This window comes from Paenibacillus allorhizoplanae (assembly GCF_927798215.1).
Classification (GTDB): Bacteria; Bacillota; Bacilli; order Paenibacillales; family NBRC-103111; genus Paenibacillus_E; species Paenibacillus_E allorhizoplanae.
Genome location: NZ_CAKMMW010000016.1, coordinates 21,691 through 38,224 on the forward strand (window position 1 = coordinate 21,691; position 16,534 = coordinate 38,224).

A 16,534-nucleotide genomic window follows, 5' to 3' on the forward strand; every position below is an offset into this window, starting at 1 on the left:
GTAGTCCTTCTAAAGGACAATTAGGTTGCCAAGCGTTCATAGTAAGTTCCTCCATCAATTTCATTTGTTTTGTCATTATGCTTTCCAATACACTCAAATATCCCCAGGAACCCCCCCAAGTAAACAGAAAAGTTTATCCAAAATTGTGTTTCTCGAAAACCGTTTGATTTTCTCAGAAAACGTTTTCTTTTCTCGGAAAAACGTTTTCTTTTCTCAGTTAAACGTTTTCTTTTCCACAAAACCAATGATATACTAATAATGAAACATTGTCGTTGGCTTAAATTATGATTAATTTGTCAAATATTTTGGTTGGAGGTTACTACATGAACTTACACAATCTGTCTCCTTATTTACGAATTGCTATGGATAGCTACGTCTCATTTCCTTGGTTTTTAGAGGAAAGGGTATTATTTGACTATGAAATCCTTTATCTCAAAGAAGGCAGATTAAAAGTTACTGTAGAGGATGATGTTTATTTTGGAGAACCAGGTGACATATTTTTCTTTCGCCCCAAACAAAGACATTCGATTAGTAAAATTGGAACTGATTTAGTCCGACAACCCCATTTGCATTTTGATTTGTTCTATCAAGAAGATAGTCCCGATGTTAAAGTTTCTTTTAAAAAATTAGAAAATATGACAAACGATGAAATGAAGTGGTTCCGAAGCGACGAGATTGACAGATTAACTATTCCTCTAGCTAGTCATATACGGTTGCGGTATCATTTAGCTATAGAAAAATTACAAAATGAAATAATAAGAGAATTTCAAATGAAGCTGCCATTTTATGAATTAAATATTAAGGGATTATTTATTCAATTATTCACCGCATTATTGCGCGAAAACTATTGGAATAGAAATCCTCACTTATTTTCCAATATCAATGAGTTGGAGCAAGTCAGAATTTTCTTAAAGCATAACATTGGTCAAAGGGTGACTTTAGATGAACTTGCCAAAATATCTGGAATCAGCAAGTACTATTTGATCACCCTGTTTAATCAAACATTTGGAATGAGTCCTATCCACTATCACCAATTAATGAGAATAGAAAAAGCAAGAGAGATGATCCAATTCACTGATGAACCTTTAAAACGAATTGCGGAACTTATGGGATTTCCGGATATTCATTCTTTCAGTAAAGCGTTCAAAAAAATAGAAGGCGTTAATCCTTCTTTTTATCGGAAAAAGAAAACATCTCGCTCATAATTACATGGCCTCACGGCATTGATAAAAAGGCGATCTGGGATTTCCCCAAATCGCCTATCAGCTGAAAGCAGACCACCTAATGTTACTATCATACGTAAAGTCAATTAGTCTATGTATCGCTTAATCACATCTGATTTACAAATTACTTGAGTTTAAATGAAGCTACAGATTGCTGTAAGACCTTAGCCATATGGGCTAATTCGTTGGAATAAGAAGCAACTTCTTGGATTGCCGCTGTCTGTTCCTCTGTCGTTGCCGAGATGTGATTGGTTGAACTTGCTGAACTTCCGTAGAGATTAGAGACTACCTCCATGTTTTCAACCATTTTCTGCATATTCATTCGAATCATTATAATGTCATTGGTCATTTCGCCCGCTTGCCCAGATACCCCATCGACTAAGTTAAGAATCGTAGAGAAGGAATCTCCAGCCTTTGTCGTAAGCAGCTTCCCTTCTTGAATAGATGAATCTGCATGTTCCATCGCTTTCACTACTTGCGAAATATCTTCCTGGATCTCTGTAATTAATGTTTCGATCTCACTATTTGATTTCGTTGAATTTTCAGCAAGAAGGCGAATTTCCCGAGAAATCACCGAAAATGTTTTACCATTAGATCCTGCTTCGGCAGCAATAATACCTGCATTTAAAGCAAGCATTTTCGTTTGCTTGGCGATAGTGGAAAGTAAGGTCATAATCTGATTGATCTTTCTGGACTTATCTTCTAACTGTCGGACTATTCCAACCGAATCGAGTGAGTTTTGAGAAATCAAATTGATCTGATTTATTGCTTCCACAATATCCGCTTTTCCTTCAATGGACGTTTGCAGCGCTTCCTTTGCTGATTGGCCTGCAAGTTCAATTCGTTGCGTTATTTTCTTGATATTCACAAACATAACTTTTGTTTCTTCTACAGCTTCATCGGTTAATGAAAGTTGTGTATGCGTCCCACCCGCTACTTCTTGAATCGATTGTGCAATTTCTTCTGTTGCTTTCGCGGATTGTTCCGCATTATCGGATAAAAGAACAGAAGTTTCAGATACGCTTTTCGCGCTTTCAGATACTTGCAATAAAATGGACTTCAAGTTACATGCCATTGTATTTAGATTTGTGCCCATTTGGCCAAATTCATCGACCGTTTTTATAGGTATAGTCTGGGTTAAATCCCCGCTTGACATCGATTGAGCAAGAATATTTACTTTCTTAATGTTATTGGTAATGTATAAACTGTAGAAATAAATCACCATGACAACAATACATATCAATACAATTATGATCATAACCGAGATGATGAAATAATCGTTTAGCTTCTGGTAAAGCTCCTCCTGCGATATGACGATGGCTAGTTTCCATGATGTATCTGGAACCGTCTGATAATAAACGATATTGAGCCCCCTATCGTCACTAAAAACGGCATTCCCATTATTATTCGCCAGTATTTCTTGGCCAATTTGCGCCAAGCTTACATTAGAATCATTCTTGATTTGATGATTCGCCACGCTCTGGTTATCTTTATTAGCAATAAAGTTCCCATTACGATCCAACAAAAATGCCCATCCATTTTTTCCAACATGAATGTCTGAAATCTTCTGCTGCAGGCTGGTCAAATTGATGTTGGCTGTAACTACGCCTTGAAATTTATTATTGGTGTAAAATGGAACCGCTGTTGTTAAAATCATAGCATTGGAGGTTTTATCAAAAAACGGATCCGTCCAAACCATGGTTTCCTTTGTGTTTTTACCAAGCAGATACCACTCTTTTTCGGGATAATTATATTCTTTCGTATCATAATCATTGGAAAATAAAATGCGACCGTTGTCTCGGTAGGCGTAGGAACTGTAATATTGCAAATAATTTTTATATTGATAGGGCTCATACCATATCCCAACTCCAAAGGTGTCCGGGTTTGTGGACAATAAACCTTGAATAATCTGGAAATACTTACCTTTATCAATCTTATCTCCTACAGGTTCAATCGTGCGTGCTAAGCTTTCAGGTATTTTACTGTGCGCTGTTAATATGGTTTGCATATTGTTGATCGTTGCGTTTAATTGATATGCCATTTTATCTTGAATTTCTGCATTGATGATATTTTTAGAATAACTGTAACTTAACGCAGACAACGCAGACATGGATAAAATTAACATTGGTAGAATCGTGACGATTGTGCGGGTACGTATGCTTTTAAAACGAAATTTCACCATATTAACAGCCCTTCCTCTTACTTATCGCTACGGAGACGATCCAAAAGCACCGCAAGTACGATAACAACACCTGTAATAACGGTTTGCCAAAAGAAGCTAACATTTAAAAGTGTCAATCCATTTCTAATTACGCCCAAGATTAACACACCAATAATCGTCATTTGAATTCGACCAATTCCCCCAGCTAGGCTCGTGCCGCCCAGAACAACGGCAGCAATGGCATCAAGCTCGGCCATGCTTCCAGCATTCGGCTGACCGGAAATTAAACGGCCTGCTAGAACTACGCCAGCTAATCCCGCACATAGACCACTAATGGCATACACATTAATTAACGTCTTTTCAACCTTAATACCTGTTAATCTCGCTGCCTCTTCATTTCCCCCAATTGCATAAATATGTCTGCCAAACATCGTGTATTTAAGTACGATAAACATTACAACATATACACTGAGCATAATGTATATGGGGGTTGGAACCGATAGTATCTTCCCTGATCCAATAAACTTAAACGGTTCCGAAGCTAGTATCGTAGGTAATCCCCCGCTAATTACGAAAGCAGCACCTCTTATATAAGTCATACTTCCTAATGTAACAATAAAGGATGGAAGTTTGGTTCTTGCAGTCAGAAAGCCGTTAATCCATCCTGCTGCAAATCCCACCGCAATTCCAGCGAACATGGAAATAAAAGGGTTAACTCCTTGTTTGGAAAGCATGACGGAAATAACGCCCGAAAGTGCGATCGTAGATCCCACAGATAAATCAATCCCGCCAGTCAGAATAACTAATGTCATACCCGCCGCAAGAATTCCGTTAACGGATGATTGTTTTAATATATTGAGAATATTCCCCGTATCCGTGAAATTAGGTGCAAAAATGGCGAGTATAATACAAATAGCAACTAACACGATTAACATGCCTAGTTGATTCCAAATTTTTCTCATGGATAATCCAATACTATGTTTGTTATTAATGATTGCTTCCATTCCAGCGCTCATTTGATCTCCCCCGTTGCATAATACATAATTTTCTCTTGCGTCGCGTCTTCGCGCCTAAGGTTTGCACGTAATTTACCCTCATGCATAACAAGTATACGATCACTCAGCGCTAATATTTCTGGCAGCTCAGAGGAAATGACTAACACAGCAAGGCCGTTTTTGGCTAATTTACAAATAACTTTATGAATTTCAGTTTTGGCGCCAATGTCGACACCTCTTGTCGGTTCATCTAACAAAAGCACTTTAGGCTGGATGGATAACCAACGTGCAAGCAGCGCTTTTTGCTGATTTCCTCCGCTTAAGCTAACTACCTTTTGTTCTTTACTTGCCGTTTTAATGCCTAATTCTTTAATATACATATCAGCTTCTTTATTGATTTGCGACCAATCTAAAAGCGTTGCTTTTCGATATTTAAACATTTCAGCCATCATAATATTTTCTTTGACAGACATATTTAGGAATAGTCCCTGTTCCTTACGGCTTTCCGGTACATGGGCAATCCCATATCGCATGGCATCCTCTGGAGAAGATATTTTCACAGATTGACCGTTAATCAGAATTTCACCTGCTGATATTTCTGATAAACCAAAGATCGCTCTGACTAATTCTGTTCTTCCTGCCCCTACCAATCCTGAGATCCCAACAATTTCTCCTGAATACACCTCTAGCGAAATATCCTTTACATTTTTGTTATCAGATAAACCTTTAACCTCTAAAACCGGCGTTTTATCTTTAATCCAGCTCGTATGTGAAGGCGGTTTTTGAAATAAATCGGTTAATTCACGGCCAACCATTGTCTTAACCAGATGCTCCGGATTGGTTTCGGCGATAGGGATCGTTGTAATCCACTCTCCATCACGCAAAATGGTACAACGATCAGAAATTTTAAAAATTTCATCCATACGATGTGAGATGTATACAATCGCAACACCTTTTTGTTTTAGTTCATTGATAATAATAAACAGCTTATCTATTTCTTTGTGGGTTAACGAAGCTGTTGGTTCATCCATCACTAGAACTTCTGCTTCTATAGAGAGGGCTCTCGCGATTTCTACCATTTGTTGTTGGGCAACACTTAAGGTTGAGACATATGATCTTGGATCCAAGTCAGATCCGATTGATTTTAATAGAAAATGGGCTCGTTCGTGAACTTTCTTCCAGTCCACCATACCGAACTTGTTTTTAGGAAATTTGGTTCCCATCAATACGTTCTCACCGATGGTTATATTCGGAGAAAGATTAAGCTCTTGATGAATGACACTAATGCCTTTCTCACGCGCTTCCATCGCATTACGCCATGTGATCGATTTGCCTCGATACCTAATCTCGCCGTTATCGGGACGATGTATCCCTGCCATAATCTTCATAAGTGTCGACTTTCCGGCGCCATTCTCTCCCATTAAAGCATGTACTTCACCTTTATGCAGGTTGATATTTATGTTTTTTAAAACGGTAACCCCAGAGAAAGACTTGGAGATCGCTCTCATGCTTAACGCTATTGACGATGATTCAGAGGAAATGTTTTTTTCAACTTCCGCTTGCACAGCTTCCATGTTCTCACTCCAACCAATTTAATAATGAATATCATTTAATGACAATTGAATGAATACGATGTGGCACTCAGGTAGAGAGTAACCACATCGTAAGAATAAAACTACCAGCCTTTATAGTCTTTTACGTTTTCTGTCGTAATGAAGTCAGTTGGAAGTTTAATTAATGGTTCCACTTTTTCGCCAGCAAGAACTTTAAATGCTGTTTCAACCGCAATTGTAATCATATTAAATGGGTTTTGTGCCGAGCTTCCAACATAGCTTTTGTTTTCTTTCAGTGTTGTCACTGCATCAGGAGATCCATCCACACCAACGATAAACATTTCCTTGTCGCGACCGGCTTGCTCTGCAGCAATTTTGGCGCCAATACCTGTTGGATCATTAATAGCAAATACAGCGTCGATTTGTCCTTTACCGTTTGCTTGTAAAATGGTCTCCATCTTAGCAAGCGATGTTTCGCGATTACCGTTACCATTTTGATTTGCAACTATCTTAATTCCCGGAGCTGCTTTGAGAGCTTCATTAAATCCTGCAATGCGGTCTGTTACAGCGGACACCGGCGGTCCATCTAATACGGCAATATTTCCTTTTCCATTCAACCGTTTAACCAAATATTCACCCGCAATACGTCCTGCTTGAACGTTATCGGAAGTTACACTCGCATTAACGCCACCTTCAGAAATTGTATCGACAGAAATGATTGGGATACCTGCTGCTTTAGCTTGACCCACTGCTGCTGCGATACCTTTGGTATCTACGGAACTTAGAATAATCATACTTACTTTTTTAGTAATAAAATCTTCGATTTGAGCGGTTTGTGTAGCCAAATTATCTTCTGCACTAACGGCGATTACTTCACCGCCGTGTTTCTTAGCAGCTTCAGCTGCACCTTTAGACATCGCTACGAAGAAAGGATTGCTTAAGTTTTGTACGGTCAAACCAATAACTACTTTTTTCTTTGGTGCCGGTTCTGCTGCTTTAGTTGCGCTAGCTGTTTCTGCTGGCGCCCCAGTTGCTGCTGCGGGTTTTGTTTCTACTGCTTTACCACAAGCCGAAAGTGCAAATACAACAAATAGTAACAAGAAAATCTTCATGTTTTTCATTTTCAAATTCCTCCGAATTATTATAATTTTTTAAAAATAAGTTTGGCGAATAATAGGAAGCTATGTGATAATTAAAGTGTAATGTTTTTCTATGAACATGTTTTAGAGTCCAATTGTCTATCACGTTTAGCGACACAAGTAGCCAATTGTAAATCTCTTTAGCATGTTCTTTTCTCACTCCTTTTTTTTTGATACAACCAAATCCCCCAATTGAAGCATGATTGACACTAACACTTACCTAAAAGAAATCTCACCTCCTTAAAAGAGTGGATGTTTGTTTTCTGTGTATTCATCATACCTGTGATGAATACAAAAAATAATAGAAAATCTTCTTGAAACTGTTGAAATTTTTCTATTATCTTCATTCAGATATAAAAGACTTAGCATGATGTGGAATCAGGCATGGCTACTACTGCCTATGCTATTCGGGGCTTGAACCCTAGAGATAGCGAACATGCTGGGCGCACACAAAATAGCCCTAGCCTGTTATGACAGGGTAGGGCTTTATCTTGTTACTTCTCTTCACACCAACACATTCGTCTTGGCTGCGATTATTCCTGTATCAATAATCGGTAAAGGACTACAGCCGTCTCAGCTCTCGTCGTATGATCGAGTGGATGAATCTTCCCGTTGTTTCCTTCAATAATATGGGATTTCACAAGAGAAGAAACACTGTCAATGGCATATGACGAAATATCATTACTATCCTGGAATACAGTCAAATCCGATTTTGCACCTTTGGCTGTATCGCGTTTCGCTGCAGCCATCGCTCTATTCAGCATAACTATCATATCTTGCCTTGTAATGGAAGCATTCGGGTTAAAATGACTCCCATCTATGCCAGTGGTAATGCCTAACTTTTTGGCGATGCTGACCGCTTCATAATAATAATCGTCAGAGTTAACATCATCAAAGCTGGAATCCGCTTGGGCCGTTAATTTAAGTGCACGTACAAGCAGCAGAATGAAGTCTGCCCTTGTAATATCCTCTTGCGGAGCAAATGCTGTCTCTGTTGTGCCTTGAATAATGCCTTTGGATGCAAGGAGTTCGACCTGCTTTTTAGCCCAAGCATAATCATTAAGATCATCGAAGGACTTATTCACGTAAGCAATTGCATAATAGCTGAAATGGATCGTTTTAAAGATCATTTCACCTGTTGCTTTATTAAATTTGGCATTCGGAACAGGCACGATGCTGCCGGATGGATCCAGATACCAGACAACTAAATGATCTGCATTGTTCATTTCTTCTGCTGTAGGCGTGTATTTGATAGCTACCTGTACCGGAGCATCCGCATTACGCCATGGAATAACTTTACCATTCAAAGTGGCACTTAATTCAAGAATTGGTCTTGCTCCGATTTCTGATTGTTTGCCGTTACCAGCTGCATCACGATCAACAAGGGTCATACTTAATACAATGTTGTCATTCTCATTGAACGCGCCTTCGGTAAACATCTGACTCGATAAAGTCATGGTGCCTATTGGACTACGAATTTCAAATTGTCGATTAGCATGATTACTCGATATGAACGCAGATGGTATCTCGATGCTATACCCTTTAACATCATCCGCTTTGTCCAATTCGATTGTAATTTTTTTGGTGCCTTTCGCGTCAGCCCTTGCGGCATCCAACGCTTTACTCAACGTCTCTTTCGAAACTTTACCCACAGCAATTTTATTAATTAAACTAGTCGGAACAACAAGTCGGCCCTGATTGTTTTGCGTTGTTCCCGCCCCTGTAGTTACTGGGGTTTCTGGTGTAGGGTCTGAATGAGTTTCATATGATTGTAAAACCGTGACAGAAGCTGTTGTCACATGTCCTTTATACGCAGCTGTAATCAAGGTTTGACCTGGTCGCTTTCCGTACACTTTGCCAGCAGCAGTCACAATGGCTACAGAAGGATCAGAGCTTTTGAAGACAGCTTGGTCCGTAACAATTTGTTTGCTTGTCAGATCGCCATATCCATATACCGTTAATGGCATACCCTGCAAACCTCCATACACGATTCCCGTTACAGAGTTGCTTGTATCTGGAATGGCACCGCCATATACCGCTTGGCTTACAGTTTGAGTCATTGGACTTAAAACAAGAGCCGATACAACGGTTGAGAGGGTACTATTCGTTTCAAGTGTGTAGCTTCTTTTATCCATTTGAAGCTTCTTGATCGACCTATCTGCCCAAATACTGTCAAGTTGATAAATACTTAAAGAGTTGACGTTCACTTCCCCATTTTCAGCATAAAGCTCGAGGCCCTTACTGTTCGAATCAGGGAATATTTGATCTGTGAAAACTTTTCTCCCATCGTTTGCAAACACTTCAAGGGTATCCTCATCTACGAAGATATGAAGTTTAATTTTGTTATTTTCCGGAATAAGAGGAGCTTCTTGTCGGACAGGGACAATATCACTTACATCAGGCCCTCCAGAATGTGTACGGTCCACAAACACTTTTTGACTTGACGTGTCATACCCGATCACTGTCTCCTGAGAGTTGGACTTACGAACTTTGAATCCAAATTCTGACGCATCCTGAATACCGAATTCCGCGACAATTTCCATTGTACTTCCATATACGGCTTGCAACACATTATTATCCTGCCCAACTTGGAAATTGGTCCAATGCAGAACCGGCTTTCTTAATTCTTCCAACTGCTGAACCGGCTGCTGAATCAGACGGATTCCATCCGTTGTCGTCTTAAGCTCAACCGTACGCGGAATGCTCATTGCACCCCGCCAAGTACTTGTAGGCGTATTGCTCGCATATCTCCAGTTACTCATCCAGCCGAGCCATACGGGTCTTTCTAGCTCATCACGAATATTGCTCCATGTTACTGCTGCATAGAAATCTGAACCATAGTCGATCCAATTGGATTGATCAGCAGTTGGCCGTTCATCAGGTGTAAAGGTTTTGCCATCGAACGTGCCGACAAAATACATCATACCTGATCCTTTGCCAGGAGGCTCTGGGTCAACATCTCTTCTGTTTCCGTTACCATCGCCGGTACTAATGATCATAACCCATTTCTTCTTGGTTGGATCTCCATCGACGGGTAATTCGATCAAATCAGGACATTCATAAATGCCAAAATGTGAGCCAAGACCGTCAGAACCAAATGAGTTTTCATAAGTCCATTCTTTTAAGTTGGGCGATGAATAAAACTCGATGTGATGTCCTACCGCTAATAACATTATCCATTTGGAAGTGGCCTCATGCCAGAATACTTTAGGATCCCTGAAATCCGGCGCATTGCCCTTCGGCTCCCTTAAATCCGCTGCAGCATCTGGCAACAGGACTGGATTTCCATCATATTTGATCCATGTTCTGCCTTTATCCTTACTGTAAGCAATACTCTGCACCTGTTTCGCCCCATTTTGAGTATAGAACGCTACCAGACCTGATCCTTCTTCATTAAAGAATCCAGATGTGTTATTCGCATCGTATACAGCACCACCAGAGAAAATAGCACCGAGCTCATCAGGCGCCAAAGCTACTGGAAGCTCTTCCCAATGTGTAAGATCTTTACTTACCGCATGCCCCCAATGCATCTTATCGAAGGCAGGAGATGTGGAGAATGGAGTATGCTGAAAAAACAGATGGTACTCTCCATCAAAATAGACCATACCGTTCGGATCATTCATCCAATTTTTCTCAGGTGTAAAATGGAACTGTGGTCTGTATTGTTCTAAGTATTTTTCACGCGGAATACTCAGTTGAAAATCATCTACACTCATATATCCGAAAATCCCTGAAGTTTTATTGTCTACAACTTTAAAATATACTTCTTCCCCCAGGTAAGCTGAAGCATCCCATGTAACATCCTGAAATATGTCTGAGTCCGATCCCGTGGCTCTAAACAGTTCCATATGATCAGAAGCTCTGACTAGAGCTACATGCAGTTGAGCAGCATCCTTACCTCCAGCGACCAAGAAGCTCAGAATACCAGTCCCTGTCAATTGGAATACTTTGGATGACAATGTACCTGTCAAGGCAGGGTTACTCGCTTTATTCCCGTTCACATAATACGTTCCATAGTTCCCATTCCCGAGTAAATTTGAGACAGAATCTGCGAATGCTTCACCTTCCAGCGTCCACCCAGACAAATCACCAGTTTCAAAACCAGAGTTTTCCAATTGTGAAACTGCATTCACCGTTACAAAGCGATCCAGGTTGAGATGTCCAAATCCGGCAGTTGTTTGGTCCACAATCCGGAAATAGAGTTCTTCCCCTGCATACGGGGTAGCGTCAAAAACATGTTCTGAATATTGCTCATCACTCATACCTGTAGACGTGTAAAGAATCTCGCCTGTTCGATCCCTTACAAGCGCAACATATAAGTTGTCAATATCCGAACCACCGCCCATCAGGAAAGTTAATCTTCCCGATGTAGGGATATTCTTATCGCCCAAAGCGATGAAATGGCTGGATTCCATAATTCCCTTTCTACCGTCTCCACCGCCTTGAAACCCCCAGAGATGATACAGTCCACTGTGCTTAAATGGCTTTGTTCCCCAGAATTTATCCTGCGTAGTAATCGTATTATCGAATGCGTTACCCTCAACGACCTTCCAACCACGTAGGTCTCCGCTTTCAAAATCGCCATTCATAACTTCATGAGACACATAATAGTTGAAATCATCGACATTGAGATGACCTGTCGCCACATTGTCGACAATCGAGAAATAAAGCTCTTCGTTTATAAATTTCGAAGCGTCCCAAATAACGGTTTGATAGCTGTTAGAGTTGTGAGCTGCTGCTCTAAACAATTCTTTATTGTCAGATGCTCGAACTAATGACACATAAAGATGGTCAACATCTATATCTCCGCTAATTTTAAAATTAACAGTCCCTGTCCCTGCCAGCCTGAATGTGCTGGATGTTAAAGTGCCTGTCGCTTCGTTATGTCCAACAACATGATAATTGCGCTGTTGCCCGTAGGCAATTCCCGAAGAATCAGTGTCCTGATCAGAAACTGAAAAAGCGTCGCCACCTACTGTCCATCCAGATAAATCTCCTTTTTCAAAATCTTCATTATTCATCATATAAGAAGGAGAACCTGTGTTGCGAACATGGAAATCGTCGACATTCAAATGTCCTATTAGGCTATTGTCCATCACTTTCAAAAACACCTTTTGCCCTAAGTAGGCTTTGGCATCCCAAACGATCCGTCGAAGAGATTCAGGGTTTAACTCACCATTTGCCGGTGTCTCACTGTATAGGATTGAATTGTCTTCCGCGTTTACTAACGCAACATATAGGTTACTCGGATCATGATTACCGCTTAACATAAAGTTAATTTCACCGTTGCCGCCAAGTTTAAAGACTGACGATTGGAGAGAGCCTGTTTTTGCATCCGCATTACCCGAACCAGCGCCAGCTAAGCCTTGGATATAGTAATTGCCTATTGGGTTGATTGGGTCTTCACCCGACATTGTCTCAGCGGAAACGGTTCCTGTAAAAGCATCACCAGCAGCTTGCCAGCCCTCTAAAGTCCCTGTTTCAAAACTTGGATTCAAGATATCAGTCGGATCGTTGTTGAATACATGAATATCGTCAAGGTTAACATGCTGCCACCCGCCGCCAGGCACGCTATCCACTACTTTCAGATATACTTCCTCACCTGTAAATGCAGAAGCATCCCACACAACCCGATCATACCCCTCCGAACCTGCATGTGCAGTATGCGTGGATTTGATCAGTTCTTTCCCATCAGAAGCACGAACAAGCGCAACATACTCCGTTTGGGGGAAATTACCTCCGCCTAGCATGAAATTAATTTCACCATTACCGCCAAGCACAAACGTGCTTGATTGGATAGTGCCTTCCTTCCAATCATCACCCCAGAAGTGGTACTCACCGACTTTATTTATCGGGTCAGGATGCCAGTAATTTACTTCTGAAGTGACTCGACCAGGTGCCTCAGCGCTCGTAACAGTCCAACCCGTCAAGTCTCCCGTTTCGAAGTCAGGATTCACAATGTCATGTGGCAGATTATAAACATGGATATCGTCAAGATTCACGTGCTGCCATCCGCCTGCTGCTATCTGGTCCACAAGCATTAGGTAGACTTGCTCGCCTAGGTGAGCCGACGCATCCCAAGTCACTCTTGCATACGCCTCCGAATCTGCAAATTGTGTATTATTTGCTCTCATCAGTTCCGTATTGTCAGAAGCACGCATTAAAGCAATATACTGCGTATCGAGATTTCCGCCTCCCATCATGAAATTAATCTCGCCAGTTCCACCTAGGACAAACATACTGGATTTGATAGATCCTTGCTTCATATCATCGCCCCAAAAATGGAACTGACCTGTCTTATTAATTGGATTTTCATGCCAATAATTTACAGTTGGCGAAACTTGACCGGGTACTTCTCCAGAAACAACGGTCCATCCTGTTAAGTCGCCCGTTTCGAAGTCAGGGTTTACAACGTTATGAATTGTATTATATACACGGAAATCATCAACATTGATGTGTCCTTGACCCAGATCAACAGCTTTCAAGTAGACTACTTCGCCAAGATGAGCGGAAGCATCCCAAATCACTCTTTTCATGGATTCAAGACCATCACCAAGAGAAGAACCGGTTGCTCTATATAATTCTGTATCGTCAGACTCTCTGACTAGAGCAACATAGGTATGATCCAGATCATTCGTTCCGCCGATAAGAAAGTTTACTTCGCCTGTTCCTTCTAGCTTGAAGGAGGAAGACTGCAGAGAACCTGACTTCGCTTCTGCGCTTCCGGCATCACCGTTCAAGCCCGATACAAAGTACTTTCCTTTTTGATAATAAGAGGTTTGATCCTCACCATAAGTTACCGCGTTTGAGACTGAAAAAGCATCGCCCTTAGCGTTCCAACCACGCAAGTCTCCCGTTTCGAAGCTTGGATTGTCAATACTATTCGTTACATTATATACATGAAAATCGTCCACATTAATGTGCTGACTTGTGCTATTGTCCACAACTTCAATATAGAGATCTTCCCCTATGTAATCTTGAGCTTGCCAATTCACTCGCACATATCTTTCATATTGATCCGGCAATGCGAACCCAGCGCTTTTAAACAAGATTGTATGATCAGAAGCGCGAACGAGAGAGACATACAAATTGTCGATGTCATTGCCTCCGCCAACCAAGAAGTTAACCTCACCATTCCCGGAGAGCCTGAACGTACTCGATCTCAACGTACCTGTTCTTGAATCTGAGATGTTTTTGCTGCTATCGCTTGGATCTATTGCTTCCGGATTCCATCCCCATACATGATAAGTCTCGTTCTGTTTAAAAGGATGGTCTCCCCAAAAATGCTGTATAGATGAGGGCAGATCGCTAAATGCATTCCCGGTTGTCATCCAACCTGATAGATCGCCAGCTTCAAAATCAGGATTTGCAATTGTGACAGGATGTTGTAAAGCATTCGCGGCTGTTGATATTCCACTAAAAGCAACAACATTAGAAAATAACATAAAACTAGCTAAACCTAACGCAACATTACTTTTTAACTTTCGGGCGCTAATCGCCATTTCTGTAACCCCTTTCATAAAACCCCTAAATGAGTAGATATTTGTTTTTTCCTCGTCTTCATCATACATTCGATAAAAACTAAAAATAATAGAGAATTCTCTTGCAAGTGTTGAAATTTTTCTACTGAACAAAAAAGCCCTGGCCTGTTATGAAGAATCAGGCTAGGGCTATATATTTACTTCTATTCTATGACTGGCAGCCAAATATTGACGGTAGTTCCTTTCCCAAATTCACTCTCGAAATGCAGCCCATACAGATCGCCAAAATGGAGCTTGATTCTTTGATCCACATTTTGCACGCCGATACCACTACCTTTCGCAGACGTACGATCTTTATGGTAAATGTTTTGGATCTCCTCGGGAGACATACCAATTCCATTATCGATGACCTGAAGAAGAATACGATCCCCCTTACGTATGCCAGTTATTTGAATATTACCTTTCCCCGCATTATTTCTTATTCCGTGATAAATGGCATTTTCTACTAGAGGCTGTAAAATAATCTTGATCAGCTTACAGGAAAGAATACTCTTATCCACATTGATTTCAAAATCCAATTTAGATTTGTACCGCATTTTCTGGATCGTCAAATAGTTCTTAATATGCTCGATTTCGTTAAAAATAGAAAGGAATTCTTGTCCTTTACTAATGCTTAAACGGAATAACTTTGCTAAGGAAGCTGTCATAAGGATAACCTCTTTCGACTTTCCAGTCTCTGCCATCCATATAATTGAATCCAACGTATTATACAGAAAATGAGGATTAATTTGAGCTTGTAATACCTGCAACTCGCTCTTTCTTTTTAACTCCTGTTCCTTCACATTTTGCAGCATCAGTTCCTTGATCTCTGTCGTCATTCGATTAAATCGATTACTTAAGTGCCCGATTTCATTGGAGCTTTGAATATCAACCTGAATGTCGAAATTCCCCTTCTCTACCTCTTTCATCGAACTTTCAAGATGTTTAATGGGCCTTGAAATACGTAAGGAAAGAATAATAGAGAGCAAAACTACGATGATAAGAAATCCTATACCTCCAAAAAAAGTATACATTTGCAACTCATTCTTATTGGAGACTAATTCGTCCACATAAGTGACTCCGACAATTTTCCATCCGGTGCTTTGCGATGCTTTAATCGTGTACATCCGGCTATTTTTACCTTCTGATGTCACAAAGCTGCTGCCAGGAGTACGCATAACTTCAGAGATCAATTCACTTTTCTGATTTTTGTTAATCATTTGCTGCTCAGGGTGATAAACAATGTTTCCATTTGCGTCCACAATGAAAACATATCCCCTATTTCCTAGTTTAATCTTATTGCAAATATCGTTGATGACACTATAGTTCAAGTCTACAAGCAGAACGCCAAGCTTTTCATTCCCGACATCACTACTCAGTTCACGACTTAAGGATATCACTGAATTATAGTCGTTAAGAATCATATTTTGTACATGTGAAGAAGAAATAACGACTTTCCCCTTCGCTTCAATTGCCTTCATATACCAGCTTTGCACCGTTGGATTCACTTGTGGATTTAGTTTAATATTTTCATTGTAAGGTATAATCTCCCCATTTGTACCAAATATAAGAATTGACGAAATATCCTTTCTTGTATTCAACACAGTATTCAATTGGAAGGATATTTTCTGTTTCAAGTCTTCCTTACCAATTGCACCAAGATATACTTGCTTCAAAAGGTACTCTTTAATATCATAATTGGAAAGAACCATTCGCGAAATATTGTCCATATAATTGATGTAACTATCTATATTCGAGCTTACTTGTCCCATAAGCTGATAGGTATAATCCCTCGAATTTTTTTTCACTGCATCTGTGGAAAGGTGATAAGACATCCATGCAATCACCGTAATTGTGACCACAATTAAGCATGAAAAAGCGACAGCAATGGTTGACTGGATACTTTTGAAATGAAAAAAGTGCTTGATTCGATTTCTTACCAT

The 16,534-nt window shown here is 40.3% G+C and carries 7 protein-coding genes; 1 reads left to right on the forward strand and 6 read right to left on the reverse strand.

The features are described from left to right. Positions 1–323: 323 nt before the first annotated feature. The gene (locus L6I86_RS22890; protein WP_236290751.1) at positions 324–1,205 is read left to right on the forward strand and encodes an AraC family transcriptional regulator; all 882 of its coding nucleotides are present in this window, start codon (positions 324–326) and stop codon (positions 1,203–1,205) included. Positions 1,206–1,347: 142 nt separating this feature from the next. Here the strand turns inward: L6I86_RS22890 and L6I86_RS22895 are convergent, their stop codons facing one another. The 6 genes from L6I86_RS22895 to L6I86_RS22920 form a co-directional block, all read right to left on the reverse strand. After that, positions 1,348–3,405 (reverse strand): methyl-accepting chemotaxis protein, encoded by a 2,058-nt coding sequence (locus L6I86_RS22895; protein WP_236290752.1) that lies wholly within the window; start codon positions 3,403–3,405, stop codon positions 1,348–1,350. A gap of 17 nt (positions 3,406–3,422) precedes the next feature. Continuing rightward, positions 3,423–4,346: an ABC transporter permease gene (locus L6I86_RS22900; RefSeq protein ID WP_236290753.1), complete on the reverse strand. Its 924-nt coding sequence runs from the start codon at positions 4,344–4,346 to the stop codon at positions 3,423–3,425. Positions 4,347–4,396: 50 nt separating this feature from the next. Next, positions 4,397–5,953: a sugar ABC transporter ATP-binding protein gene (locus tag L6I86_RS22905; RefSeq protein ID WP_236290754.1), complete on the reverse strand. Its 1,557-nt coding sequence runs from the start codon at positions 5,951–5,953 to the stop codon at positions 4,397–4,399. Positions 5,954–6,054: 101 nt separating this feature from the next. Beyond that, positions 6,055–7,053 carry a substrate-binding domain-containing protein gene (locus L6I86_RS22910; protein WP_236290755.1) on the reverse strand — a complete coding sequence of 333 codons (999 nt, stop codon included), beginning with the start codon at positions 7,051–7,053 and terminating at the stop codon, positions 6,055–6,057. A 551-nt stretch (positions 7,054–7,604) separates the two neighbouring features. After that, positions 7,605–14,573 carry a GH32 C-terminal domain-containing protein gene (locus L6I86_RS22915; RefSeq protein ID WP_236290756.1) on the reverse strand — a complete coding sequence of 2,323 codons (6,969 nt, stop codon included), beginning with the start codon at positions 14,571–14,573 and terminating at the stop codon, positions 7,605–7,607. A 182-nt stretch (positions 14,574–14,755) separates the two neighbouring features. Next, positions 14,756–16,534, reverse strand: a complete 1,779-nt coding sequence (locus L6I86_RS22920; protein WP_236290757.1) for a sensor histidine kinase — start codon at positions 16,532–16,534, stop codon at positions 14,756–14,758.